This is a genomic window from Pseudanabaena mucicola FACHB-723 (assembly GCF_014696385.1).
Lineage (GTDB): Bacteria > Cyanobacteriota > Cyanobacteriia > Pseudanabaenales > Pseudanabaenaceae > Pseudanabaena.
On sequence record NZ_JACJQB010000001.1, the window covers coordinates 1 to 26,320 of the forward strand.

Sequence of the window (26,320 nt, forward strand, 5' to 3'; positions counted from 1 at the left end):
ACCTTAATTTTCCATTTTTCCTCAATATTTTGCAGCACTCGTTTGAGTTGTTTCGGCGATTCATTCACCCATTGTTTTATCTGTTCTTGCTGCTCTGGGGTAAACGTTGGTTTACGTCCTCTTCCTGCTCGGTCGCACAATCCCACTAACTTCTGTGTTTCCCATGCCACAAACCAGTTATGAATCGTTTTGCGACTCACATCGAAAATTTGCATTAGTTGACCTATGCTCATGCCTTGAGCACTCAAAAGAATACAGTGTGCTCGTTGCCGAATTGCAAAGCGGTTACTTTGACGATAGATTCGCCACAGTAGTTTTGTCGTTTCGGGCGAAAGTGGCTCAATTAGTCTCACAGTAATTAGTTCGGATATGGTGATTCTTAGAATCTTCCCATTAGTTCGGATATGTGTAAATAATTCTGCATGGCTACTTAAAAAAAAATTGCCGCGCTTTGCACGGCAAGTTCTCTACTAATAATTACTTAACTGCTTGCACATCTCTAGATGTAAAACCATGGGCGCTTAATTCTTTGTTGAGTGCGATCGCATTTTTAACACGATCCACAAACAACACCCCATTGAGATGATCCATCTCATGTTGAATTACCCTAGCCAGCAATCCCTCAGCAATTAAATGCTTAGGTCTGCCATCCTCATCGCGATAGGATACCTCAACTCGATCGGGACGGACAACATCAAGAAAGACTTCAGGAATACTCAAACATCCCTCTTCCCCATTGACCAGATCGCCACCTGAACTTTTGATTTCAGGGTTAATCATGACTAGAGGTGGTTTGTCTTCATCCTTCAATTCGATGTCAATAACTAGTAACTGCTTGTTAATACCAACCTGTGGCGCGGCAAGCCCAATGCCATCATTGCTATACATGGTTTGCAGCATGTCCACAATGATCTGGCGAATTTCGTCATTTACTTTGCTAATTCGTTTGGCAGGTTGGCGCAAAACGCGATCGCCTAATGTATGAATGTCTAGGGGTGGATTTTTGATTTTTTGTTTGGGAACTTTGATGGAGATTGCAGACATTACCAGTGAGCTTGTCAAAAATAAGCTTATACAGAACTACTCTCATTTTGACATATAGCTATCGTCACTTGTTATCAAATCAGATAGCTTCCTACCTACTGATTTTGCTCTTAAGTTGTTTTTTGGATTTACTGTTTGGTTCATATCCACTTTAGCTTTAGAAGTGTGTCAGTAGCAGAAAGCACTTTATTATCTCCAACGATTGGACGTAATGCTTTTTATTCATCAGATTGGAGATCGTAGAGAAATTTATGATTAGATATAGCAATTTTTGACCTAGTGAGGTATGCATGATTTTACTGCAACCTATACCAGTCAAGGGGCTTAAGCCCCTTGACTGTACCTCATTAGTGTCGAAATCTCTATAAATTATTAGAAATCAAAGGGATTATTCATCGCGATCTCGATATTATGAGTGGAATTCTAGTTTTTAAGGGAAAGAGAGTTCCTTTGTAAACTTTTTTTGACTATCTTGAAGATGAGAGATCTTTAGCCGAATTTATTGATGATTTTTCTTATCTAAAATCACAATTCATGAGGGGTTTGGAAAGTGCTGCTAAATTATTAATTGCTCAGAAATACAGCGCTTTGCGCTTTATTAAAACCCAGAAATATTTTTAAAAGCGGTGCTTCGCGCCGCTTTTAAAAATATTTCTGCACTACTCAAAGCCTCAATAGGCTGTATTCTGCTTGATGATTATATTGGATGAAAATCTTCTGATTAGAAAACTCAAGCAGCCTTTTTTATCTAGAGGTTATGAAGTTTACAATGTTGATGACATGGGATGGCGTGGGTTTAAGGATAGTGAAATTTTCGCTTAGCTGAGAATCATCCCTTAATGTCACTTATGAACCAAAGAGTAATGACAATTTGAAGAATTGTCATGAGATTCTGGTATGTTTGAGGTTCGCCGTTAGCTGACAATCCATGACCGTTAGAGAAACTTTTCGTCGCACAAAAATTGTTGCTACTATTGGACCCGCGACCAGTAGCCCCGATATGATCCGCCAGCTTATTGAAGCAGGCGCAAGCACTTTTCGCCTCAACTTTTCCCACGGCACTCATGCTGACCACCATCGCAGCATCTGTAATATCCGCCAAGTATCCAGTGAATTAAATCAACCTGTCGGTATTTTGCAGGATTTACAAGGTCCCAAAATTCGCCTTGGGGTATTTAAAGATGGACCAATCACATTAAACAGAGGCGATAAATTTATACTCACCAGCCGCCAAGTCCCTGGTACATCAGAAATTAGCTGCATCACCTATGAAACTCTCGCTGAAGAAGTGCCTGTGGGCGCGGTGATCATGCTTGATGACGGCAAAGTGGAGATGGTCGTCGAAGCTGTAAATGTTGAATTAGGTGATTTATATTGTCGTGTAGTCATTGGCGGCACGCTCTCAAATAATAAAGGGGTGAATTTCCCCAATGTGCATTTATCCGTCAGTGCGATGACCGATAAAGATCGTGAAGATTTACGCTTTGGGCTGTCTGAAGGCGTTGATTGGGTTGCCCTAAGTTTTGTGTGTAACCCTGAAGATGTCCTTGAGGTTAAAGAACTAATTGCCGCTTCTGGTCGGAAAGCGAGTGTAGTTGCCAAAATCGAAAAGCACGAAGCGATCGCCAATATGGAAGCGATTCTCTCCGTCTGCGATGGTGTGATGGTAGCCCGTGGTGATTTGGGTGTAGAAATCCCTGCCGAAGACGTACCAATTGCCCAAAAGCAACTGATTAAAACCGCTAATCGTTTAGGTATTCCCGTAATTACCGCAACGCAAATGCTCGACAGTATGGTAAACAGCCCTCGTGCAACCCGTGCGGAGATCTCGGACGTAGCCAACGCGATTATCGATGGAACTGATGCTGTGATGCTCTCTAACGAAACTGCGGTTGGTAAATATCCGATTTTGGCTGTGGAAACCATGGCAAGAATTGCTGTCAGAATTGAGAGAGAACAAGACTTGCAAATGCAGCCTCTCGAAAGTATGGGACGTGCAGTTCCCAATGCGATCAGTCAAGCGGTTGGTAATATTGCCATGCAATTAAATGCAGCAGCGATCGTTACCCTGACCAAAACAGGCTCTACGGCTCGCAACGTCAGTAAATTCAGACCACCAATCCCAATTTTGGCAGTTACGCCCAATGTCCAAGTGGCGCGACGATTGCAAATGGTTTGGGGTGTCCAGCCCCTAGTGCTAGTATCTCTACCCTCCGCCAGACAAAACTTTGAAGCGGCACTCAATCTTGCGCAAGAGATGAAGCTGCTAACGGCTGGCGATCTCGTTGTTATGTCAGCAGGTACATTGCAAGACGTAGCAGGATCTACAGACTTGATTAAGGTGGAGTTTGTCTCTTCAGTGGTGGGTAAAGGTCTAAGCATTGGCTCTGGCATCGTCCATGGTCGTGCTAGGGTCGCATTCCATCACTTAGATGTCCGCGATTTCCATGAAGGTGAAATTCTTGTCATCGATCGCACCGATGCTGACTACATCGACGTTATTCGCAAGGCATCGGCGGTAATTACGGAAGATGATAGCCTCGAATCCCATGCCGTAGTTATTGGTAGAAGATTGGGCATCCCTGTTTTGATTGGGGTTAAAAATGCTACGGGCTTTATTCGTGATGGCGAGCCACTGAGCGTCAACTTCAGCAAAGGGATGATCTACTCTGGCTCACGGTCGGACGATCTAGCGTTTTAGTTATATTAAAGTTGGTGCAAAGTATCTTGTGTAAATCAATTACATAGGCAAGGGGCTTAAGCTCCTTGCTCAGGGTATGAGCATCAACTTTAATGTTTTATGAGTTAATCATGGAAAATTTTGCTTTTTATAATCCCGTCAAGATTCTATTTGGCAAAGGTCAAATTGCAAATATTGCGGCAGAAATTCCTGCTAATGCCAAAATCCTGATCACCTATGGCGGTGGTAGTATCAAATCCAACGGGGTTTACGAACAGGTAAAAGCTGCTCTCACAGGTCGTAATTTTCTGGAATTTGGTGGCATTGAAGCAAATCCCCATCTAGAAACCTTGATGAGAGCCGTGGAACTAATTCGCGCCGAAGGAATTGATTTTTTGCTCGCGGTGGGAGGTGGCTCCGTTGTCGATGGCACAAAATTTATTGCAGCGGCTGTTCCCTTTGAAGGTGATCCTTGGGATATTTTGGCAAAACAAGCACTTGTTAAATCGGCAGTTCCTTTCGGTGCAGTGTTGACCTTACCCGCGACTGGCTCAGAGATGAACACGAACTCTGTCGTCACCAAGGCGGCAACCCAAGAGAAGCTTTTCTTTGCAAGTCCTTTGGTATTTCCTAAGTTCTCAGTCCTCGATCCTGAAACGACCTACTCACTGCCACTACGCCAAGTGAGCAATGGGATTGTTGATGCTTATACCCATGTGATGGAACAGTATTTGACCTATCCTGCTAATGCGCCACTACAGGATCGGATGGCGGAGTCAATCCTCCAAACTTTGATCGAAGAGGGCCCAAAAACCTTGGCGGATCTCCATGATTACCAAGCCCGTGCCAATGTGATGTGGTGTGCGACGATGGCGCTCAATGGCTTAATTGGTGTAGGTGTCCCTCAAGATTGGTCAACCCATATGATTGGTCATGAACTAACGGCATTGCATGGTATCGATCATGCTCAGACTTTGGCGATCGTGTTGCCGAATATGCTGTCAGTGCAGCGCGATCGCAAACGCCAAAAGTTGCTGCAATACGCTGATCGCGTTTGGGGGCTATCCGATGGTACTGAAGATGCTCGAATTGATCAGGCAATTCAAAAAACTCGTGAATTTTTTGAAGCTGTTGGTGTGCGTACTAAATTGTCAGACTATGGTGTGGGACTAGATGTAATTCCTCTAATTACCGATCGTTTTAAACAACGCGGTTTTATTGCCCTAGGTGAACATCAAGATGTCACGCCCAAGGTTGTCGAGCAAGTTTTAACGCTCTGCGCCTAATTTTTTGTCTATACAAGGTGCTGCTTTGCAGCACCTTGTGTAGAGTTTATTTGAATAGAAATATGACCAAAAAACTTCTCTTTGTTTGCCTTGGCAATATCTGCCGCTCCCCTGCGGCGGAAAATATTATGAATCATTTGCTGGAGCAGGAAGGACTTTGCGATCGCATTGTCTGTGATTCCGCAGGAACTGGTGGTTGGCATGTGGGTGCACCACCCGATCGTCGTATGCGTGCTGCCGCAAAAGAAAGAGGGTTAAATTTTGTTGGCTCAGCAAGACAACTCGAAGCAATGGATTTGCGAGAATTTGATTTGATCTTGGCAATGGATAAAGATAACTATCGCAACATTCTTGCCCTTGATCCGCAAGGTAAATTTACGGACAAGGTAAAGATGATGTGTGACTACTGCCAAACTCACAATGATCAAGAAGTGCCTGATCCCTACTATGGCGGCTCAGACGGATTTAATTACGTCATTGATTTGCTATTTGATGCCTGTACAGGATTACTCAAATCATTAAAATAGCGATGTTTATCGGCATTATTAACCACTAGAAACAAGTTGCGGCGCTTTGCGCCGCAACTTGTTTCTAGTGGTTAATTTGTCTAACACGCTCCAAAACCAGATAAAACCTTCGGAACAGTCATTAATAGGATTTTTAGATCTGACCATAAACTCCAACTACGCAGGTAACTTAAATCACACTCCGTAACCGCATCGAGATCAAGCATGGTCGATCTTGCGCTCACTTGCCAAGCACCTGTTACACCAGGCAATGATTTTAATCTTCTTTTGCCATCACCACTAATCCTAAGGGCATCATACAAAGCCCAAGGACGGGGACCCACAAGACTCATTTCTCCCCGTAAAACATTAAAAAGTTGAGGCAATTCGTCAAGACTGTACTTACGCATCCACTTACCAACATTGGTAATTCTTGGATCATCTTCACATTTATGCAGTCCAGTCTGACCAGTCATCACCAGATGGTGTAACTTATCCGCATCAGTAATCATGGTGCGAAACTTGATGATTCGGAATAACTTACCATTTTCGCCAACACGCCATTGATAGAAAAATATATCCCCTTGTGACGTGCCGCCAATAATAGCGGCGAGGATGAGCATAATAGGACTAAGGATAATCAAGATGATTAATGCTGCTAGCCAGTCGGTAATACGCTTGATACTCCATGATATAGCTCGGTTGTGCTGAGGAAGCTCACTAGCCTCTGGTAGATTTAAAAATACCGACTTATTTGATCTTTGGCATACATCTGCTAAGTTCTTGAGTTTCAATTCGCCGATCTCAGGTTCAACTAGAATCATATTCTTATCAGCAAAGTTATCTAGTGATTGATCTAGTGAGTTTTTGACAGACTCTAACCCTATCAAGCTCTTATCTAGTAGGGAGTTAACGAGCAGTCTACATTTGTATAAATAATTTGATGCATTCGTTAATATCGATCTTTTGGGGAGATTGATTAGTGCATCTTTTGACAATTTATTGACGATTAGACCAGTCATTTCTTCCCTCTATGTTTAACGATATGGCAATACCAGATTTATGATGGATTGCAGCAATGACGGATACATCTAGAATTTAGTTCCACTGTCTGCGTATTTGTGCTTAATTTTCTGCTACCCAACGATCTACATAAATACTGTGTAGCTTTCCTTATATATATTTATCTACTAATTTCACAGAGATAGCAACTACCATAAGTTAGTAAAAGGTAATACTAAAAGTTATATAAAAGTTATAGCCATCTTCATAGGCAAGAGATGACCAACACCAAAACCTCATTCATGAAAATTTTCAGCTATTGCTAATTAGCTAGATATAGCAAAACTTTTTTTGCTTAGGACATAAAACCAGAAGACGATTGGCTGCGCTCCGCGCAGCCAATCGTCTTCTGGCGTTTTGATTTGTACTAGCGAACTCTTGCCTTGCTATATAGTTAAAACTCCAAAACATGTGATATACGATCAGTGTGTGCCACATGTTTTGGAGTTTTATATTTAATTGTACCTAGCGACTTAAATCAACTATTCGTCATCATCATCGTCTTTGACTGCGACTGATTTATAGGTGTGGGGTAGTTCCTTCACAGCATTGGCAATAACACCAATTAAATTTAGCTTTTGGAGAACTGAGATTGCTTGCGAAAATTCACCACGGGTAATCCGATCAATACGTGCTACGGCAATAGTTGCACCACTGCAAGAGGCTATTTGAATTGTGTCAACTGTACCTAGCACAGGCGGTGAGTCAATAATTACCAGATCATATTCCTGCTCAAAGTTAGAGATATATTGCTGCATACACTCAGCGCTGAGGAGAGCCACAGAATCACTGGGAATTGGTCCTGCGGTGAGAATATCAATAGTTGAGTTAGAAGATTGAATAACTTCTTGACTATTAATACTGCCTTGGCTAGCCAATAAGGTTGATAATCCCCGATCATTGGGTAAGTTGAGTTTTTTATGTAAAGTTGGGACTCTCATATCACCGTCAATCAGTAATACCCGTTTATTCAGTCGGGCAGCACTGGTTGCTAAACCAAGCGCAATTGTTGATTTACCTTCCCCTGCGATCGCAGATGTGATGACAATTGAGCGAACATTCGGCTCTTGTGCATAGCTGCTGAGCTGAATGTTCTTAAAGATCAGATCTAAAGATTCGCGAAACGGTAGCCATTGCACTATTTCAATGGTAAGAGGGGAAATAGTCTGCCCTTTTAGAAACTGGGGCATGAAATTCGCACCTGACTCTTCAACCTGCATGTACTGAGGAGTCATGCCCAATAGTGACAAGGAAGAAATCTGTTGCTCAAGTTCATCATAGGTGCGGACAGTATCATCTTGCATATCTCGGATAAAGGCTGCCATTCCACCGATAAATAGCCCCGCAACTAGCCCTAACAATAAGTTTCTGCGTAAAGCGTCCCCTGAATCTGTAAATCCAAGATTTGGCTCCTCAACAATCTGCCAATCAAAGCCACCACGGGCAATTTCTAGGGTGAGATCTTGACGATTTTTGATCAGTGTTTGTAATGTTTCTTGCTGGACTTGGAGCTTGGGCTGTAAATTTTCATATTCCCCCAATAACTTGGGCAAACGATTAATTTCTGCTTTGAGATTTCTTTCCTGTAATGCTAGGGATTCAAGCCTTGATTGCAACAAAGTCATTTGCGTTTGGGCTTCTACAATTTGATTGGCTAGCGCAAGGTCAACCCCACTCAGTTGATCCCCATTCCATTGAGATGCTCTGGATAAATCTGCATCTCCTAAAATGCTTCTTCTTTCCTCTTCGAGGCTAGCTTGTTGTTGATTAAACCGCAACTCAAGAGCCTCAACTATAGGAGTGCTAACTTGGAACCTAGCTTTTTCGCGATTAAGTGCCACTTCAATACCTTGCATTTCTGATACTAGTGCTTGATATCGCTGGGATTGGTTTAGGCGTGTCAACAAAACCGCATCTTCAGAAGATAGGTTTAATTTTTGTTGTAAAGATTGTAAACGTACACTTGCTTGGTCATATTCCAGTTTGGTACTGCGCTGTTGTTGTTCGATGCCATTTAATGCTGATGTGACTTCGGTCACTCTCTGAGTTGCATCAAATAAGTTATTGTTTCGTCGAAATGTTTCAATTGCCCCAGCAGTTTCATCAATGTTTTTTCTGAGATCGGCGATTTGTTCGTCAATCCCCGCTAAGCCCGTCTGCAAACGCTTTTCTTGCTGTTCACGGTTATAATCTGTGTATACCTTTTGAAATGCTTTTAAAACCTGTCGGCTTTTAACAGGATCTAGAGCGGTGTATTTTACTTCGACAATTTTGGTCTGGCTTTCTTTTTCTCCTAACATCCCCAGTTCTAGGGATTGTAATTCCTCACTAGTAATATCAGGATATTCAGCCGCTAGTAAATTGGCAGCTTTTTGATACATGGAAGAGCTTTGTAGCAATGTTAGCTGTGTGGCATAGTCAACCTGAACATTGGAATCAATAAATGTCGAAGATCTGGATCTATAGGCTGATTCGACTAATAAGCGCATGATACTGGTGTAGCGGGGCTTAGTATTAATATTCATGAACACTGCTATGACTAAGCCTAGTCCCAAGCCACCCAAAATCCAGAATCGCCTGCGGGCAAGAACAGCAAAAATTTTGCCATAACCAAGATCTTGCTCTGCGATCGCAAAATTAGTTGTTTGAGCAGCATTTACATTCATGCATTTATCCTTTGTGTAGTTCTGAAAGTAAACCTTTTAGCTTTTAAACTATGCCCTATGCTCTTTATCTATACAGAGTTCTGCTAGTAGCCTATCTACCTTAGCAAAAAAGACGGATTCTGAAAAATTAGAGATGGCATGATCTCGAATTTTAGAATAGTCCCAAACAATAGATTGGGCTTCTATCACTGCATTTTTTAAAGATTCTACAGTTTGCTCCTCAAAAAGTATGCCTGTTAATCCTGAAATTTGGGTATCCATAACACCACCTGCACCGTAGGCAATCACAGGTGTACCACTAGCATTGGCTTCGATTGGTACAAGTCCATAATCTTCTAGAGCGGCAATAATGACAAACTTTGCTTTTGACATAAGATTACAGCGATCGCGATCGCTAACATGTCCTAGAAATCGGATATTTGCACCTGATTTTGCCTGCAATTTTTTTGTCTCAGGCCCTTCTCCCGTAATTATGAGTGGCATTGACAGAGAATTAAAGGCTTCAACGATAAGATCAAGACGCTTGTAACTAAGGTGTCTCGAAGATACAAGACAATAATCATCTTTTTGATCTGAAAACACAAAGCGTTGGTCGTCAATTGGATAATTGATCACTACAGCATCTCTGTTGTAAGTTGCTTTAATGCGTTTGGCAACGGTTGTGGAGTTGGCAACATAGTAATCAGGAGATTGAGAATAAAAAATATCCTGTTGACGCATCTTCCTGAAAAATAGCTCAATTATAGGTTTCAGAAAGCTATACATCCCATACTCTCGCAAGTATGTGTTTGTATCCCAAAGGAAACGTGTAATGTTATGACAAAAACAGACATGGATTGCATCAGGATGCTTTTGAACACCTTTAGCAAAACTAGCACTGCTGCTTAGAATTAAGTCATACTTTTGAAGATTTAATCCACTAAAAGCGGCATAATAAAATGGCGCAAATAATCTGAAATACTTGCGAGTACCTACTATATTCTGCAAAAAAGTGGTACGTACTGCTCGATCTCCCATGAATATCGTATTTTGACGATCGTACACAGATGTATAAATATCTGCATCTGGAAAATGCTTGCATAGCAGTTCAAATACTCTTTCTGCGCCACCGCGCTGCGTAAGATAGTCATGAACTAGAGCTACTTTCATGTAATTTGGGGAGAAATGAATAAATTTGTTATAGCGCTTTTTAATCAACCGAGATACATATAGCGGTTTTCAGTCTAGGAAGCTACACACCAGGCTAGCTGAACAAAGGGCTTAAGCCCCTTGTCTGTAACTCACCAACATGAGAATTGCTATAGGATCTTCGTTTTCTCATCTTAGACAGGAAGATGCTCCCTTACTTCATTAGACTGTAAAAACTATCGAGATTCAGAGGCGATATAACAAATATCTACTACAAAGTACAACACATCATGAAACGACTTAGAATAAAAATCATGAAGTTATACAAAAGTTATCCTCAAAGTTATACTCATTTACTTAGTACACCTGACACATCTAAGGCGCATCTATGAAAGCCCATGAAGCGATGACATTTGCAGAGTTATCGTTAAAAAAACGGGGATTTAATCAAGTCGAAAAATCGATCTTTTTAGCGGTGTGGCAGGGAATGTCCTACGGCGAAATTGCTAAGCAAAGTGGTTATGAACCTGGATACATCAAGTTAGCCAGCCATAAGCTCTGGCATATGTTGACGGAGACATTTGGGGAAAAAGTGACCAAAAATTCTCTACAAAGTGTGATTCGTCGTCAGATGGAGTCCAGAAAAGTAAGTCTAGACGCTAGTTCCCCCGAAGCAGTTAGTCATCAAGATTGGGGAGAAGTGGTAGATGTTACCTTCTTTTATGGTCGAGAGTCTGAACTTAATATTTTAGAAAATTGGATTGAGGTTGATCACTGTCGCTTGATTGCAATTTTGGGGATGGGAGGATTGGGTAAAACTTCTCTTTCTGTCAAATTGGCTCACCATTTACAAAATAAGTTTGATTTTGTAATGTGGCGATCTCTAAATAATGTAAATACGCCAAGCGCAACCTTAGCCTCAGTCATTCACTTCCTATCTCAAAAACAAGAAATTCCCGATACTAGTGATCCCCAAGCCTTAATTTCTCGCTTAATGGAGTATTTGCAGCGTTATCGTTGTTTACTAGTATTAGATAACTTTGAATCAGTTTTAAAGGATGAGCTGCAAGCTGGTGCATATCGTAAAGACTATGAAAGCTACGGCTCTTTGTTAAGGAAAATTGGCGAAGTTTCTCACAACAGTTGTGTTGTCATTACCAGTCGCGAGATGCCAGAAGAAGTCGCGACTTTAGAGGGTGATGTTTTGCCCGTAAGAATTTTGCAACTGAACGGATTGGACGAAATTGCCGCCGAAAGGGTTCTGGAAGATAAGGGTGTCAAATCTATCTCTACGGAATTACATCGCCTAGTGGATTGGTATCGAGGTAATCCTTTGGCGCTGAAGATTGCGGCAACTTCAATCAAAGAAATTTACTCAGGTAGTATTGAGCGATTTCTAGAACAGAAAACCATCATTTTTAGTGGCATCAGTGAGTTAATTGGCCAGCAATATCAAAGGCTGACCGCCCATGAAAAACAAGTAATGCTCTGGTTAGCAATTAATCGTGAGCCAGTCCAGCCCGACGAATTGCGTACCGATATTGTGCCAACAGTTGATCAAAATGAACTGATGATGTCGCTCCAGTCTCTCAAGCGTCGGTCATTAGTTGAGCATACGGCTACGGGTTTTACTCAGCAACCTGTGGTTATGGAGTTTGTCACCAATACACTAGTTGATCAGATTTATCGGGAAATTATCCAAGAACAGCCTTTAGGCTTGTTACCTAATATTCAGTTGAAGTTAAATCAACAACTTTTCTATCTGCGCCACTATGCCCTAATTAAAGCTACGACAAAGGACTATATTCGCCAAAGTCAAATTCTCCTAATTTTGGAACCCTTAGTTGCCAAGTTATTGGGTCGTTTGGGCAGTAAGCAAATGATTGCAAAGGAATTATTCCGAACATTAGAAGAGTTGCGCCGACGCGAGTTGCGACCAGATGGAGAGCTTAAATCGACTTTTGGGTATGGTGGCGGCAATATTATTAACCTGTTGTGCCATCTTGGGATCAATCTCACGGGCGCAGACTTTTCGTATTTAGCAATCCGCCAAGCTTATTTGGCTGAAGTCAAGTTGCATCAAGTTAATTTTGCAAAGACTGATGTGATTAACTCAGTTTTTGCTGAGGTAATTGGTGGTGTCCTGTCAGTAGCTTTTAGTGCGAATGGGAAATTACTGGCAATTGGGGATACTAGAGGGGATATCCATCTTTGGCAAGTCAGTGATGGGAGACCGCTTCTCACCTATCGTGGTCATAAAGGTTGGGTTGTCTCTGTAGCGTTCAATCCTGAAGGTACTGTGCTAGCGAGTAGCAGTATTGATCAATCAATTAAGTTATGGGATGTATCCACAGGGGATTGCTTAAATACCTTACAAGGGTACATCGGTGCAGTGCAGTCTGTTGCATTTAGCCCTGATGGTAGAGTTTTGGCTAGTGGTCATGCTGATCGTACTGTGCGTCTATGGAAATCAGGACAATGTATTAAGACTTTGCATGGACATGAAGATATTGTCGAATCTGTTGTCTTTAGTCCTAAGGGTACTTTAATAGCTAGTAGCAGTGATGATTGCACAGTTCGTTTGTGGGACATTGAGACGGGAAAATGTCTGCGAGTTTTGACTGGTCATACAGATATTGTGTGGTCAATTGCGTTTAGCCATAACGGTAATGTATTAGCTAGTGGCAGTGAAGATAAAACTACAAAATTATGGAAGATAGAGACAGGTAAATGTGTCCAGACTTTTACTGGTCATACCCATACAGTGTTTGCGGTGGGGTTGAGTCATGATGGTGCGATATTAGCAACGGGTAGTGGCGATCGCACGATCCGACTTTGGGATCTCCACACTAGTCAATGTGTGAAGGTACTAACAGGTCATAATCATTGGGTACGCTCTGTAGCCTTTCATCCCCATCGTCAAATTTTGGCGAGTAGTAGTGGTGATGAAATGATCAAGCTTTGGGAAATAGATACAGGATTATGTGTACGAACTTTTCAAGGTCATACGGGTAGGTCATGGACAGATAAAAGCACTGTTAATGCTGGTAGTGGTCACATCGATCAAAATTTTAATGAGCATCTATTAAATCTTTGGGAGATTACATCGGGGCAGCAGTTTCGGATCTTACAGGGCTATACAAATGCTGTAAGGTCGGTCGTATTCAACCCAGAGCAGAGCCTGTTAGCAAGTGGGGGAGATGATTCAATTATTCGTCTTTGGGATGTGCAATCTGGTAAATGTATTCGCACTTTGCAAGGACATGCTGGACATGTCTGGGAAGTTGTATTTAGCCCTAGTGGCACATTACTTGCTAGTTGTGCGGAGGATTGTACTGTTAAGTTATGGGACGTTAGTAGTGGTAATTGCTTAATCACAGTTACGGAGCATCCTGATTTAGCAAGGACATTAATCTTTAGTCACGATGGTAAGTTGTTGGCGACTGGAGAAACTAGTAAGGTGATCAAACTAAGAGATATTGTGACTGGGGAATGTCTCCAAGTTTTACATGGTCATAGGGAAGCGATTGTATCGATCGCATTTAGTCCTGATAATCGCCATCTAATTAGTAGTAGCCGTGATAAAACGCTGAGGCTTTGGGATACTAAGACGGGGCAATGTATTCAAAGTATTGAGCAGTCATTTGTGTTGACTTCTAATGTAGTTTTCGTACCGCAAAGGTCAGATTTGGCTTTTGTTTGTGGAGAGAAGACGGTTTATCGTTGGGATACCAAAAGTAATGAGTTAATTCCTGAACGAATTGGTAATGGTCATAATATTCTAACTATTGCTGTTAATTCTGTAACTGAACTACTAGCTAGTGCAGGAGAAGATTCACAAATAATCATTTGGAATTGGCAGAGTGGTGATGTGGTTAAACGGCTAGTTGGACATACTGGGAATATTTATGCGATCGCATTTTCACCCGATGGTAAGTGGCTGGTTAGTAGTAGCCGCGATGAAACGATTCGACTTTGGAATGTTGCCACTGGTGATTGTGTAACAACTTATCGTGAGCCACGTCCCTATGAGGGGCTAAATATTAATGAGGCAACGGGTTTCACTGCTGCCCAAAAGGCAAAATTGATCGCGTTGGGCGCGATTGAGGAGTAAAAATTAGTGGGTGGCGAAAGTTATAAAATTTGTGTATAAACTGATTTGACTTGCTTAGCAATTACTTGCCAGTCGTAGTTTTGTCTCACATAGGTTTGACATGCTTCTGCACTGGGCATCTGCCGCTTACCAGACAGAGCCTCAATCATGCCCTTAGCTAATTGGTCTGTGGTGCTACCTTCTAAAACCAGATCTTGAGAAAACGGTTGTAAAATCTCAGGAATACCACCAATTGGTGTGCCTAATACGGGTGTGCCTGCTGCTAAGGATTCAATTACAATTAGTCCAAATCCTTCTAGGGCAACGGTTGGCACAATACTCATCTCTGCGGCTCGATAAGCGATTGCAAGGTCTTGATCGGGAATAAATCCCAATAGTTGTACATGATTTTCTAGTTGTAATGATTGAATTTGCGATCGCAAGTTGTCTGCAATTGCCCCTTTACCAGCAATTAGTAATAGGACATCAGGATATTGATCCTTCACTATTGCGATCGCCGCAATTAAATTTTCTAACCCCATACGCTGTACCAATCGCCTCACACACAGGATAATGCGGCGACCTCTTTGCCAACCAAGATTCTTCCTTGCCTGCTCCCGCGTCAAATCCAGATTAAATTCTGCTGTGTCAATCCCTCCCCCAACGATAAAAATCTTGTTTAGCGGTACACCATAGCTTTGATGCAAAACCTGTCGAAATGATTCCGACAAGACGATAAAGGCACTTGCTCTCTGATATACCAACTTCTCAATTACCCATTTCCCCCAGACCGATAGCTTGCTTGCCCCCTCTGCTTGACTCTCTAAAGCCCAAGGTCCGTGAAAATGAATTACTAATGGTCGCTTGCCAAGGAGATCTAGTACAGGAAATGTATAGAGTGCGAAATGAGATGTGACCACATCAAACTGCGAAGTTGTCAATATTTGCTTAACTGCTTTTCTTACCCCTAGTAATCGTTTCCAGATCGAGCTGTTTGCGATCGCAAATGGCTGTACCTTACCTCCCGAAGTGGCAGAGATATGCTCAGATCCAATCACTAAACCATTTACCTCAACCCCAACTTGGGGTAAATGCTTGACGCACCCGTAGTAAACCCTCGCCAATCCCCCCGCCTCTTCTAGAAACCAGCCTGTACCTAGCTGTAATGTTTTCATAATTTTTCTAAATATCGGTTGTGTGTTACACAAAAGCCGAAGGTAGTAGTACTACCTTCGGCTTTGTAAAGATATGGATAATCTCTTTTTAAATACTACGTTGACACAGGTAACGCAATATTTATCAAGTGATAACTAGGCGATAGTTGCGCTAGTTTCTTTTTTGTTGCGCTTGAGAGCCTTGCTACCAAAGAAAGCAGCAGCCAAGGCAATACCAGGAACGACAGCAGGAACTGGAACTGGAACAGCACGGACTCTGAATTTGGCATCATTATGGTCTCTGTCGCCGCCATTAATAATGTCTTCAATTGTAAAGGTATACCAACCGTCACTGCTAGGGCTAGAACCTGTTAGCCTAAAGTGTGGTGTGTTACTAGGAGGGTAAACAGAATTAGAGTAGACAGAATTGTAACCAACAGGAATAGAACTACCTTCAGCAAGACCCTTAGTACCCCATCCTATGATGTACAAACCAGAAGTCGCAGCCCAGCTGCCAGACCCAACAATGCCACTAGGGGTTACAGATCCATCATTGCTATTAGGCTCAACAAACAAAGTTTGTACCACAGTAGACGGAGTAGATTGAGTCACAAACAGTTGTGATTTAAAAGCACCGTCAGTGGGAGGAATAAAGTCAAACTCAAACTGGCTACCGTTAAGGTTGAAACCATGAAACAAGAGAGTAGCAGCTTCTGCAGATGCTCCAATCACAACAGAGCTAGCAGCAGCGACAATTCCTAATCCGAGAGTAAGTGCAGAAGATTTCATAATTTTTATTGCAATCAATATAGATGGGTTTAACAAGAGTGGCTTGCTCGAAGCAGGCACTTGTTGAGAAAATCTAATTGACGCTGTAATAGCCAGTGCGGTCTTACAAACTACCACCACCACTTAACCTCGTCATGGTCAAGTTACTAGAACTACTAGAAGTTTGTCATCATTATCTCCAAAGAACTTCGGTTCTTTAGGCTCATTACCACCGATTAGAGTAAATCTCATTGGGGCAGGGGTACAACTAGACCTTTGAGCAGAGGATTTCGTATGACTTACTGTATTTTGCTATGATTTCATAGGTAATAGGTATATGTTACACGAAAAAATTTTAAGTACAACCCCTAACCTTGCATTAATTTTCGCCAAAAAGTTATATATAAGTTATATATAAGTTATATACAAAGTTACTTTATTTCTCTGAGCTACATATTTAGTATGGCTTATACGATTATTTCAAACATATGTGAGGGCATAGCTGACTGTGTGCCAGCCTGTCCAGTTGCTTGTATTGAGCAGGGGCAAGGCGCGAATGAAAAAGGAACGATTTGGTTTAAGATTGATGCCGATATCTGCATTGACTGTGGCGTTTGCTTGCAGGTTTGTCCGATTCAAGGTGCAATCTTGCCAGAAGAACGTCCAGAATTAGTGATTTAAGATTTTTACCTTAATCGCATTGCATGATAATATTGGGATTAGCGCTAACAGGCAAGCAAATAGAGTAGATACGCAAATAGTTGTGTTTGCCCTGTAGCACACAAGCTCCGAAGCGATTAATTTGAGTTTTATCTGTTGCAGGTATTGCAGATAGCACTCAGATCTACAATACCTAGGACATCACAACTGTGATGCTGGTGTTTCTGCGATCGCATTAAGATCAAAGCACTCAAAGAGTGGACATATTGTCCACTTTTTTGTTTTTAAGTTTGTTTTTAAACTTGCTCTTGACGGCTTGTTCCCATGATTTATACCAATCAAGCTCAAAACCTCTAAAAAGCTCACACTAAAAAGTCCAAAACCGTAATCCCTTATGAGTCACCCTCTAATTCCGCAAATCTCTCAAATTGCTGAAGAAGTTGCCTCGCCCCTTGGGCTAGAGGTCGTCGATGTCGTACTGCATACTAATAAAAATCCTGTAGTGCTGCGGGTCGATATTCGTAATCCTAACCAAAATACGGGACTAGATGACTGTGAGAGAATGAGCCGTGCCCTAGAGCCAACTCTTGACGCGATTGATTTGATTCCTCAAGCCTATGTGTTGGAGATTTCTAGTCCAGGCGCAGAAAGGCATCTAGAGGGCGATCGCGAATTTGTGGCGTTTAAAGGTTTTATGGTCAATGTCTTTACTACAGTTCCCCATGATGGTAAGCAGACTTGGACTGGGCATCTGGTGTCACGCAATGACACACAGGTGGCGATCAGTATCAAAGGTCGAATTGTTAATATTCCCCGCCATCTGATTGATCGTGTTGAGCTAGCAAAAGCAGATTCGGAATAGATACCAAAATTAAGACAACAAAATAAAAATAGAATAAACAGCGAGAAAAACCTATGTCATTGTTGAATTTGCCTGGATTAGCACAAATGGTTGAGGTGATTAGTAAGGAGCGCAATCTACCCAAACATGCTGTCCAAAATGCCCTCCGCGAAGCTTTATTAAAGGGCTATGAGCGCTTTCGCAAAACCTATCGTTCTGATGGCATTAATTTTGAAGAGGAATATTTTAATAATTTCGATGTCGAGCTAGATCTTGAAGGAGAAGGATTTCGGGTTTTAGCTACCAAAACTATTGTCAATGAGGTCAGTAATGCTGATCATGAGATTGGCTTGCTAGAGGTACGTGAAGTTGCCCCTGAAGCCCAAGCTGGCGGCACAGTAGTAGTTGATGTCACCCCAGAGCAGGGAGACTTTGGAAGAATGGCAGCGATCCAGACCAAGCAAGTGTTGGCTCAAAAACTCAGAGATCAGCAGCGCAAGATTATTCAAGAAGAGTTTCAGGATATTGAAGGGACAGTTTTGCAAGGTCGGGTGCTTCGCTTTGAAACAACTTCAGTGATTGTGGCAGTGAGCAGTGGTTTTGGTCAGCCTGAAGTCGAAGCCGAACTGCCTAAGCGAGAACAATTAGTCGCCGAAAGACCCTACCGCCCCAATACTACAATCAAGGTTTATCTCAAGAAGGTGTTTGAAGGTTCACGTCGTGGACCGCAGCTATTGGTATCTCGCGCCGATGCTGGCTTAGTGGTTTATCTGTTTGCCAATGAAGTGCCTGAAATTGAAGAAGAAATTGTGCGGATCGTGGCAGTGGCAAGAGAAGCCAATCCTCCTTCATCGGCGGTGGGGCCTCGGACGAAGATTGCTGTTGACACCCTAGAGCGAGATGTTGACCCTGTGGGCGCTTGCATTGGTGCAAGGGGTGCTCGGATTCAGGCAGTTGTTTCGGAATTGCGGGGCGAAAAAATTGATGTAATCCGTTGGTCTCCCGATCCATCGACCTATATTGCAAATTCGTTAAGTCCTGCCAGAATCCATGAAGTCCGTTTGATCAATGCTAATGAAAGGATTGCCCATGTGATTGTGCCTGAAGATCAACTCAGTTTGGCGATCGGTAAGGAAGGTCAGAATGTGCGTTTGGCAGCTCGCTTGACGGGTTGGAAAATTGACATTAAAAATTTGTCTAAATATGATTATGCAGAGGAAGAAAGGAAGGCTCAAAACAATGTTTTGACTGCGGCGGATCTTCAGGATGAGGAAGATAATGATGACGAAAATTATTAAATAAACAAAAAGCGAGTTGCGGCACAAAGCGCCGCAACTCGCTTTTTGTTTATTTACAGCCTATTGAGGCTTTAAGTAGTACAAAAATATTTTTGAGTTTTAAGTAAGCGCAAAGCGTTGTATAAGTGGCGATAGCTATAAAATTTGGAATCAGAAGTAAGGAAAGTGGGAGTAATTGAGTTTGGCTCTGAAACTACACCGTCGTTGCGTGAGTTGCCAATGTGTCGCTAGGCGCGATCATTTTTGGCGTGTGGTACGTGTACCGATCGCAGTTGGCAATGATCATGATCAAAATCAACACCTTAATCAATTTCAGATCCAACTTGATCATGGTATGGGGCGTTCGGCGTATTTATGTCAAAATTTGGATTGTTTGCAAATTGCCCAAAAGAAGAATCGTTTAGGGAGAGCGCTCCGCACCTATATTCCTCCTGAGATTTTTGATATTCTCAAATCTCGACTTGAAACCTTGTAAAGCCCAAAAAACAAGTGGCAGCGCAGTGCGCTGCTATTTGTTTTTAGTTTGTGTTCTTAGCAAGAACTAGATAATGTAGTGTAATTTTGTTGCTGAGTACCCATCATAGAATTATTTAAAAACAATCAAAAACTTATGAGCAAGCATACAATTCTCGTCACAGGTGGAGCTGGTTATATTGGCTCCCATGCTGTAAAAGCTTTGCAACAGTCTGGCTATGAGGTTTTGATTTTAGATAATCTTGTCTATGGTCATCAAGATATTGCAGCAACTTTAGGGGCTGAGTTGATTGTTGGTGATACTAACGATCGCAATTTGCTTGATCAATTATTTCGCGATCGCAAAATTAGTGCAGTGATGCATTTTGCTGCCTATGCCTATGTTGGGGAGTCAGTGAGTCAGCCTGACAAATACTATCGCAACAATGTGGTGGGGACTTTATCTTTGCTCGAAGCGATGGTGGCCGCCAATATCAAAAATTTTGTGTTTTCCTCAACCTGTGCTAGCTATGGCGTGCCACAACAGATTCCCATTACCGAAGAGCATCCCCAAGCACCAATTAATCCCTATGGGGCAACCAAACTCATGGTTGAGCGAATTTTGCAGGACTTCGATGTTGCCTATGGGTTAAAGTCAGTAATTTTTCGATATTTTAATGCTGCAGGTGCTGATCCTCAAGGAGAAATTGGCGAGGATCATAACCCTGAGACCCATCTGATTCCCTTGATTTTGCAAGTGGCTTTGGGCAAGCGTGAAGCAATCACTGTCTATGGTTCAGATTATCCGACAGCCGATGGGACTTGTATTCGCGACTATATCCATGTGACTGACCTCGCAGAAGCTCATGTCTTAGGTTTGCAATATTTACTTGATGGCAATCAGAGCGAAATCTTTAATTTGGGTAATGGCAATGGTTTCTCAGTTAAAGAAGTGATTGATGCGGCAAAGCAGATTACGGGCAAAGCGATTAATGTGGTCATGGGTGATCGCCGTGCGGGTGACCCACCTGCGTTAGTGGGCAGTGCTGACAAGGCAAGAAGAATCTTGAATTGGCAACCTAAATATGCAGATCTAAATTTAATTTTGCAACATGCTTGGCAGTGGCATCAAAAGCGCCATGGTTAAACAAAAGGGATGCTTTGCGTCCCTTTTGTTTCTAGATGAGTTTATCAATTTTTTGAGCCAGCTCAACATCGAGAAGGCTGATTCCATTGGCATCATGGGTAGTTAGATCAATCCTGACCTTGTTATAGACATTGAAAAGCTCAGGATGATGTCCCATACTTTCGGACACGATCGCCACTTTACTGATAAAGCCAAAGGCTTCAACGAAGTTACTAAATTTAAAGTTTTTCTGCAATTTATGATCAACCACTGCCCAGCCTGCCAACTTTGCGATCGCAGATGAGATTTCGACTGCTGACAATTTTTGAATAGCCATAGATTTCACAAAATATAGAGTTAGGCTCTATATTGACACATATCTAAAAAATAAAGGCGACACTAAGTGTCGCCCTTGTTAAACTCAAAATTAAACTAAAAACAAGTCATACATGACTCGCTTTTGATACTTTTATGGTTTGATTGGTTGATCTCGATACCACCAAGATAGAATTTGTACCCAATTCCAGCCATTTTCAGCCATTTGTTGGGTCATTTCTTGATCAAGGTGCTGTCCATCAGAGACGGGCATATAGCCACCACCCCAGCTAATCCAGTTTCGAGGAAGGCGGGCGCGATAATAACCTTTGAACCCCGGACGGAGCATATAACCTGCGGTTGAAGCAACGGCTTGATCGCTACGGCTATGAATTAGCGGTGTGGCTCGACCTGTTTGCGGATCAAAGCGGTAAAAGCCTTTATAAACCTGATCACGGGTATCACTGACTAGGTCGTAGGGAGCTTCACCCCACTTGCGCTGACGCTGCGTATTGACAGCATAGCTACGGGCAGCAACAGCCTGCGCCATCAGGGCATCCATGTGCCAACTAGCGGGCATTTCACTAGGAACAACACTGCGGAGATATTCTTCGAGTGATAACACATTCACCGCAATTGCCTTGTTATTCCAAGACCGTAGTTCGACTTCACCAGGATAAAGATTGCTACCTACTTGCACTAGTCCATTATTGCTAGGAGTAATGCGATAGGTCGATGTAAGTGGTAGCGTATACCACTGACCGGGGTCGAGACGACGGCTTGCTTGTCCTGCGGCTTGAAGGGTAGATGGCTGGGTGACAGCTACAGACATTTTGGAGCTATTTTCTTCCTTCACCAAAACCCTTAATAAACTTGAAGCAGCAGCCTGAGAGACTCCTGCCACTATTACTAATATTAGGGACAAAGTTAGCGTGTATAGCCCTTTGGATAAGTGTTTCATCATTATTTAGCTAACCACTCACACCTGTAAGCAAAGAATATAGTGAACTTTTTATAAAGCCTAGATAAGGATTAACTAAGATATTTTAGTTAATCCTTATCTAGTCACATAGTTTAGCAAAACAATTTACGTTTGATAAACAATTGCTAAACATTATTTTTGCGATCGCATACTGGCTTTGACATGAATTTGATTTATTTTTGCTATTGTTTAGAGTCTAACTAAAAGACTGAACTAAGTCGGTGTATGTTTCCAAGCTGTAAATACGGTGGAGTGTACATTTTGAGTATTTTCAGATCAAACTCCATCCTGTAAGCTTTCTAACAATCTTTCCTGTAAAGCTTGCTATGCCATACCTGTAGTACATAATGGTAGATGGAAAGAGTAAGCGAGCAGTTGCGAAATTAGTCTTAAAGTATAATGAAAATTTGCTTTAAGTACGGATTTTGAGGAAAGTCCGGGCTTCCAAGAAGATCAGGCTGCTGGATAACGCCCAGTGCGAGCAATCGTGAGGATAGTGCCACAGAAAGATACCGCCTAACTTCGGTTAGGTAAGGGTGCAAAGGTGTGTTAAGAGCGCACCAGCAGGGTCGTGAGGCTCTGGCTCGGTAAACCCCAGTCGGAAGCAAGGCGAGAGGAAATAAGTGTTGCGATCTTCAATAGACATTATTTCCGTGACTTAACTGCGTTTAGTGCGCGAAAGCGTGGCAAGCGTAGTTAAGTGTGTGCCGCAAGAGGTATTTGGTAACAAATATCCCAGATAGATAACCGCTAGGGCAGTTGTTATCAACTCCCAAAACAGAACCCGGCTTATGTCTTACTCTTTCTATCAACAAATCCGATAAAATATCCAAACAAGACTAACCATCACCTCTTTTTTGGGATTGCTGTTGTGTTACAGAATATTCAGAAAACACTAAAAAAATAGATATAGTTTATGTTTTTTGACTAAAACCCACTCTTAAAACCTGGTACATCTGGAGATTAGACATGATCGCTTAAGTTTTGTGATCTCAAGATGAAGCCATCGCCAAGTTCAAGCAAACTCAACCTGCATTTGTTCTTACGAACCCTTTTTAACTAGAGTAATTAAATTATGGGAATTGCTCCCACCCAATCATCAGCGCTCCCTAACATGACCCGACGCATATCGCAAAAGTGGTCTGGTAGAGCGATTATCGGAATTACCTTTGCTTGTCTCCTGTCCACCCTCAGTATGCGTTTTTATTCTGAGCCAAGGTTGGGGGTCGGCACATTTGTTGATCAGGATTTACGATCGCCGCGCACCATAGAGGCGACGGATATTGAGGCAACTAAGCAAGCCAAGGAAGCCGCTAGACAGCAAGTAGTTCCCGTCTATCGCAGTAAACCTGATAGCGATGCTAATGCGCTCAAACACCTAGAAGAGATGCTCAGGGTGGGGGACAATTTGCGGATATCTTCAGGGAATTTGCCCTATGTTGATCGCAACATCCTAAGTGATGCGGTGCAAAGGTATTTCAGGCAAATTCCCGATCTAGAATGGATGCAATTGCAAGAACGGGTCAATCGGCTAGCATTAATTGCCAATGGTCAGCCTAGCGCTATTACCAATTTGCTCGAACGTAATCAAGAAGCTCAGGAAGTAACTTCTGCGATCGCAGTTTCAGAGCTAGCTCTTTACAAAATCAAAGCACCGAGCCAAGACTATCAAAACTTAATTACGAAGATTACGGAAGTTCGTCAGGCTTACTCTATGACCAAGGAGCAAGCGGCAAAGGGGCCAGAGATGTTTCGCGATCGTCTATTGGAAATGACCAATGAAGAATGGGAAAACGCGAAAAAACTAACTAGGCAAGCTCTGATCGACCTACAAGCATCAGGCATTGTCGCTGGGTTGCCCAATGAGATGCTGCAAATTAGGATTGCTAACCTAAACAATTTGCCAGCTAATGTTGAGCATCGGGCAATGGCAATGGCGCTGCTTGCCTCCACCACTAAGCCCAATATGACCATTGACTACGTGGGGACTGCGGAAAGAGCCATTAAAGCGTCTGAGTCCGTGCAACCCCAAACCATTGTGATCAAGTCAGGGGATTTAATTGTTAAAGGTGGCGAAAAAATTACGGAGCGTCAGTTTGTCATTTTGGATGAACTGAAGATGACCCAACGACAAATCAACCTCAAGGGCTTGCTAGTGATGGGGACAAGCACTGCGATCGCCTTTGCAATTCTCGCCTATGCCAATCGACGATGGCAATATTTACTAAAGGTTAAATTGCATGTCAAGGATCTCTTGGCTCTGGGAATTGTCTGTACAGGCAGCACCTTAGCAACGGTGCTGATGTCTTCTCCCAGTACGCTCGTGTTTGTGCCACTAGCCTCGATGGGCTTGATTATTGGTAGCTTCTATAGCTCCCGATTAGCATTGCTGATTACTGTGCTTACTTCAGGGCTATTAGCGATCGCGATTAGTTCTGACCTGCTGATTCTATTGCCCGTACTAGTTGGCGCAGTTGTGGCTGCGGCAATTACCAATCGCCCCTTAACGCGATCTCATTTAGCCGCAACAGGGCTATTAGTTGGCTGTGTACAGGCGGCTGTATATATTGCAATCGCCATGGTTACAGGTTCAGCACCGCCAATATTGATCGTACTTACGGCACTTCAGTATGCTTCGGGCGGACTAATTTCCGCCATAGTTGCCCTTGGCTCAATTCCCTATCTAGAGCACATTTCTTACGCCCTAACACCATTTCGACTAGCTGAACTCGCCAATCTTGACCGCCCCCTCCTACGTCGCCTCGTCACCGAAACCCCTGGCACTTTTCAACACACTTTATTTGTTGCCAACCTCGCAGAAGCAGCCGCCCGTGAATTGGGTGCAGATACAACGCTTGTGCGAACAGGTACGCTGTATCACGATATTGGCAAAACCCTCAGACCTGAGTATTTTATCGAAAATCAAATGGGGCAACCCAATCCCCATGACCAAATTAATGATCCTTGGAATAGCGCCAAAATCATCAAAGAGCATGTCTCAGGTGGCATTAAACTAGCCCAAAAGTATCATCTTCCTGAGATGCTGCAAGCATTTATTCCCGAACATCAAGGCACGATCGCCATTACCTATTTTTATTGTCAAGCCCAAAAACGTTCAGATCATGTCGCCGAGTCAGACTTTCGCTATGCTGGCCCCATCCCCCAGTCTCGTGAAACAGGGATTGTAATGTTAGCCGATGCCTGTGAAGCCGCTTTACGATCTTTAGGGACAGAAACCACACTAGAAGCTGCTAAAACCCTACTGATGCGTATCTTTCAAGCTCGCTGGGATGATGGTCAACTAAAGGACTGTTCCTTAACTTGGCAAGACTTAGATCGCATTGCCCCCGTATTTATTAAAGTATGGCAAGAACGCAACCACGGCAGAATTAAGTATCCACACCTAGCCGACAAACTCGATCCATCAGGTTCAGCTTTGCCAGATCATCTTTGTGAAAGTAAAGATTCAGCCATAGCACAGGGGAAAACAGGAAGCAAAAAAATTGCTTTGAAATAATTATTTGCTTTTACGACAAAGTAAGACACATCAAAACCCAGAGAATAAGTTGCGGCGCTTTGCGCTGCAACTTATTCTCTGGGTTTGTTTCCTAAGCACAACTTTAAAATTGCTACATTAGTTAAATTTTATTGATGTATTTTTAGCACAAATTTTTGACTGTATTTTTTGAGTATAAACACTTAGTTGTAATTCTAAAAATAAAAAACTCTATATTCTCTTTACTATTTAAAAAGCTGATCTAAACAGTAAAAATGTCTAGATTGATTGTTATGAAAGCATTACAGAAATCAATTAAGACATTGTTAAATTTAGATTTAATTTGGGATCGCTGAAAGCTAATCTAGGCAAAGTCTATGGCTTGATAGGTAGTGATTGTTCACCTGAGATAATTATGATAATTAATAAATTCCTTTCAATTATAAAATTTGGCAAAGCCAAATTAATGTATATGAACTCTTCAGACAACTCAGTTACAGTTTGTCGATTGTGTCAAAACTACAATCCTGAAGGAAGAAGAGGTGGTTTTTGTGAAAGATTAGACGTTCCTGTACTTGCTTCATGGGAATCTTGTAGTCTAGCGACCCATCCCTTTGAGACATCTTGGCAACCTAATAATTTCAACAATTTTTTAAATGATTCTACGCATGAGTCAGTTTCTGCCATGCATAACCATGAAAATATCACGGAACTCCAAGAAATCAATATGCGGTCCTTTAGTTTAAATGAGCGCTAGATTTG

At 42.4% G+C, this 26,320-nt stretch carries 20 protein-coding genes and 1 other RNA gene; 12 read left to right on the plus strand and 9 right to left on the minus strand.

The window, feature by feature from the left end; all coding sequences use genetic code 11:
- Positions 1–215, minus strand: a 215-nt coding sequence (locus tag H6F41_RS18840; RefSeq protein WP_242022845.1) for a helix-turn-helix domain-containing protein, incomplete at its 3' end; no start/stop codon positions are given.
- A 262-nt stretch (positions 216–477) separates the two neighbouring features.
- Positions 478–1,044, minus strand: a complete 567-nt coding sequence (gene def / locus H6F41_RS00010; RefSeq protein WP_190401427.1) for a peptide deformylase — start codon at positions 1,042–1,044, stop codon at positions 478–480.
- A 928-nt stretch (positions 1,045–1,972) separates the two neighbouring features.
- Between def and pyk the strand changes: the two genes are divergently transcribed.
- From pyk to H6F41_RS00025, 3 genes are all read left to right on the plus strand, one after another.
- Positions 1,973–3,745 carry a pyruvate kinase gene (gene pyk, locus H6F41_RS00015; RefSeq protein WP_190401428.1) on the plus strand — a complete coding sequence of 591 codons (1,773 nt, stop codon included), beginning with the start codon at positions 1,973–1,975 and terminating at the stop codon, positions 3,743–3,745.
- Between the two features lie 110 nt (positions 3,746–3,855).
- Positions 3,856–5,010, plus strand: coding sequence for an iron-containing alcohol dehydrogenase (locus tag H6F41_RS00020; RefSeq protein WP_190401429.1), 1,155 nt, complete (start codon positions 3,856–3,858; stop codon positions 5,008–5,010).
- Positions 5,011–5,072: 62 nt separating this feature from the next.
- Positions 5,073–5,537, plus strand: coding sequence for a low molecular weight protein-tyrosine-phosphatase (locus H6F41_RS00025; RefSeq protein ID WP_190401430.1), 465 nt, complete (start codon positions 5,073–5,075; stop codon positions 5,535–5,537).
- An 80-nt stretch (positions 5,538–5,617) separates the two neighbouring features.
- Here the strand turns inward: H6F41_RS00025 and hepC are convergent, their stop codons facing one another.
- From hepC to H6F41_RS00040, 3 genes are all read right to left on the minus strand, one after another.
- The gene (hepC, locus tag H6F41_RS00030) at positions 5,618–6,538 is read right to left on the minus strand and encodes a heterocyst development glycosyltransferase HepC (protein WP_190401431.1); all 921 of its coding nucleotides are present in this window, start codon (positions 6,536–6,538) and stop codon (positions 5,618–5,620) included.
- Positions 6,539–7,060: 522 nt separating this feature from the next.
- Positions 7,061–9,244, minus strand: coding sequence for a GumC family protein (locus tag H6F41_RS00035; protein WP_190401432.1), 2,184 nt, complete (start codon positions 9,242–9,244; stop codon positions 7,061–7,063).
- A 48-nt stretch (positions 9,245–9,292) separates the two neighbouring features.
- Entirely contained in the window at positions 9,293–10,393 is a 1,101-nt protein-coding gene (locus H6F41_RS00040) for a glycosyltransferase (RefSeq protein WP_190401433.1), read from the minus strand.
- Between the two features lie 367 nt (positions 10,394–10,760).
- Between H6F41_RS00040 and H6F41_RS00045 the strand changes: the two genes are divergently transcribed.
- Complete coding sequence (locus H6F41_RS00045; RefSeq protein WP_190401434.1) at positions 10,761–14,486, plus strand: WD40 repeat domain-containing protein; 3,726 nt, start codon at positions 10,761–10,763, stop codon at positions 14,484–14,486.
- Between the two features lie 20 nt (positions 14,487–14,506).
- On the opposite strand, the gene H6F41_RS00050 is transcribed toward H6F41_RS00045, so the two are convergent.
- Both H6F41_RS00050 and H6F41_RS00055 read right to left on the minus strand, forming a co-directional pair.
- Entirely contained in the window at positions 14,507–15,640 is a 1,134-nt protein-coding gene (locus H6F41_RS00050) for a glycosyltransferase family 4 protein (protein WP_190401435.1), read from the minus strand.
- A 135-nt stretch (positions 15,641–15,775) separates the two neighbouring features.
- The gene (locus H6F41_RS00055; protein ID WP_190401436.1) at positions 15,776–16,408 is read right to left on the minus strand and encodes a hypothetical protein; all 633 of its coding nucleotides are present in this window, start codon (positions 16,406–16,408) and stop codon (positions 15,776–15,778) included.
- A 441-nt stretch (positions 16,409–16,849) separates the two neighbouring features.
- On the opposite strand from H6F41_RS00055, the gene H6F41_RS00060 reads away from it, so the two are divergent.
- The 5 genes from H6F41_RS00060 to galE all read left to right on the plus strand — a co-directional run bounded on the left by H6F41_RS00060 (position 16,850) and on the right by galE (position 20,786).
- A complete protein-coding gene (locus H6F41_RS00060; protein ID WP_190401437.1) occupies positions 16,850–17,068 on the plus strand; it encodes an indolepyruvate ferredoxin oxidoreductase subunit alpha in 219 nt (72 codons plus the stop codon).
- A gap of 373 nt (positions 17,069–17,441) precedes the next feature.
- The gene (gene rimP / locus H6F41_RS00065; RefSeq protein ID WP_190401438.1) at positions 17,442–17,909 is read left to right on the plus strand and encodes a ribosome maturation factor RimP; all 468 of its coding nucleotides are present in this window, start codon (positions 17,442–17,444) and stop codon (positions 17,907–17,909) included.
- A 53-nt stretch (positions 17,910–17,962) separates the two neighbouring features.
- Positions 17,963–19,186: a transcription termination factor NusA gene (gene nusA / locus H6F41_RS00070; RefSeq protein WP_242022847.1), complete on the plus strand. Its 1,224-nt coding sequence runs from the start codon at positions 17,963–17,965 to the stop codon at positions 19,184–19,186.
- 181 nt (positions 19,187–19,367) lie between these two features.
- A complete protein-coding gene (locus tag H6F41_RS00075) occupies positions 19,368–19,661 on the plus strand; it encodes a YlxR family protein (RefSeq protein WP_190401439.1) in 294 nt (97 codons plus the stop codon).
- Between the two features lie 135 nt (positions 19,662–19,796).
- Complete coding sequence (galE, locus tag H6F41_RS00080) at positions 19,797–20,786, plus strand: UDP-glucose 4-epimerase GalE (RefSeq protein WP_190401440.1); 990 nt, start codon at positions 19,797–19,799, stop codon at positions 20,784–20,786.
- Between the two features lie 31 nt (positions 20,787–20,817).
- Here the strand turns inward: galE and H6F41_RS00085 are convergent, their stop codons facing one another.
- Both H6F41_RS00085 and H6F41_RS00090 read right to left on the minus strand, forming a co-directional pair.
- On the minus strand, positions 20,818–21,102 hold the full coding sequence (locus tag H6F41_RS00085; RefSeq protein ID WP_190401441.1) for a 4a-hydroxytetrahydrobiopterin dehydratase: 285 nt from the start codon (positions 21,100–21,102) through the stop codon (positions 20,818–20,820).
- Between the two features lie 132 nt (positions 21,103–21,234).
- Positions 21,235–21,984, minus strand: coding sequence for a SpoIID/LytB domain-containing protein (locus H6F41_RS00090; RefSeq protein ID WP_322095851.1), 750 nt, complete (start codon positions 21,982–21,984; stop codon positions 21,235–21,237).
- A 437-nt stretch (positions 21,985–22,421) separates the two neighbouring features.
- Here H6F41_RS00090 and rnpB point away from each other — a divergent pair.
- The 3 genes from rnpB (at position 22,422) to H6F41_RS00105 (ending at position 26,315) form a co-directional block, all read left to right on the plus strand.
- Positions 22,422–22,870, plus strand: an RNA gene (gene rnpB, locus H6F41_RS00095) — RNase P RNA component class A.
- Positions 22,871–23,176: 306 nt separating this feature from the next.
- A complete protein-coding gene (locus tag H6F41_RS00100; RefSeq protein ID WP_242022848.1) occupies positions 23,177–25,579 on the plus strand; it encodes an HD family phosphohydrolase in 2,403 nt (800 codons plus the stop codon).
- A gap of 451 nt (positions 25,580–26,030) precedes the next feature.
- A complete protein-coding gene (locus H6F41_RS00105; RefSeq protein ID WP_190401444.1) occupies positions 26,031–26,315 on the plus strand; it encodes a hypothetical protein in 285 nt (94 codons plus the stop codon).
- Positions 26,316–26,320: the final 5 nt, after the last annotated feature.

Bases quoted from the DNA above. Each gene is read 5' to 3' on its own strand.
- def (WP_190401427.1), bottom strand. From the start codon at position 1,044: ATGTCTGCAATCTCCATCAAAGTTCCCAAACAAAAAATCAAAAATCCA.
- pyk (WP_190401428.1), top strand. From the start codon at position 1,973: ATGACCGTTAGAGAAACTTTTCGTCGCACAAAAATTGTTGCTACTATT.
- H6F41_RS00020 (WP_190401429.1), top strand. From the start codon at position 3,856: ATGGAAAATTTTGCTTTTTATAATCCCGTCAAGATTCTATTTGGCAAA.
- H6F41_RS00025 (WP_190401430.1), top strand. From the start codon at position 5,073: ATGACCAAAAAACTTCTCTTTGTTTGCCTTGGCAATATCTGCCGCTCC.
- hepC (WP_190401431.1), bottom strand. From the start codon at position 6,538: ATGACTGGTCTAATCGTCAATAAATTGTCAAAAGATGCACTAATCAAT.
- H6F41_RS00035 (WP_190401432.1), bottom strand. From the start codon at position 9,244: ATGAATGTAAATGCTGCTCAAACAACTAATTTTGCGATCGCAGAGCAA.
- H6F41_RS00040 (WP_190401433.1), bottom strand. From the start codon at position 10,393: ATGAAAGTAGCTCTAGTTCATGACTATCTTACGCAGCGCGGTGGCGCA.
- H6F41_RS00045 (WP_190401434.1), top strand. From the start codon at position 10,761: ATGAAAGCCCATGAAGCGATGACATTTGCAGAGTTATCGTTAAAAAAA.
- H6F41_RS00050 (WP_190401435.1), bottom strand. From the start codon at position 15,640: ATGAAAACATTACAGCTAGGTACAGGCTGGTTTCTAGAAGAGGCGGGG.
- H6F41_RS00055 (WP_190401436.1), bottom strand. From the start codon at position 16,408: ATGAAATCTTCTGCACTTACTCTCGGATTAGGAATTGTCGCTGCTGCT.
- H6F41_RS00060 (WP_190401437.1), top strand. From the start codon at position 16,850: ATGGCTTATACGATTATTTCAAACATATGTGAGGGCATAGCTGACTGT.
- rimP (WP_190401438.1), top strand. From the start codon at position 17,442: ATGAGTCACCCTCTAATTCCGCAAATCTCTCAAATTGCTGAAGAAGTT.
- nusA (WP_242022847.1), top strand. From the start codon at position 17,963: ATGTCATTGTTGAATTTGCCTGGATTAGCACAAATGGTTGAGGTGATT.
- galE (WP_190401440.1), top strand. From the start codon at position 19,797: ATGAGCAAGCATACAATTCTCGTCACAGGTGGAGCTGGTTATATTGGC.
- H6F41_RS00085 (WP_190401441.1), bottom strand. From the start codon at position 21,102: ATGGCTATTCAAAAATTGTCAGCAGTCGAAATCTCATCTGCGATCGCA.
- H6F41_RS00100 (WP_242022848.1), top strand. From the start codon at position 23,177: ATGACCCGACGCATATCGCAAAAGTGGTCTGGTAGAGCGATTATCGGA.
- H6F41_RS00105 (WP_190401444.1), top strand. From the start codon at position 26,031: ATGAACTCTTCAGACAACTCAGTTACAGTTTGTCGATTGTGTCAAAAC.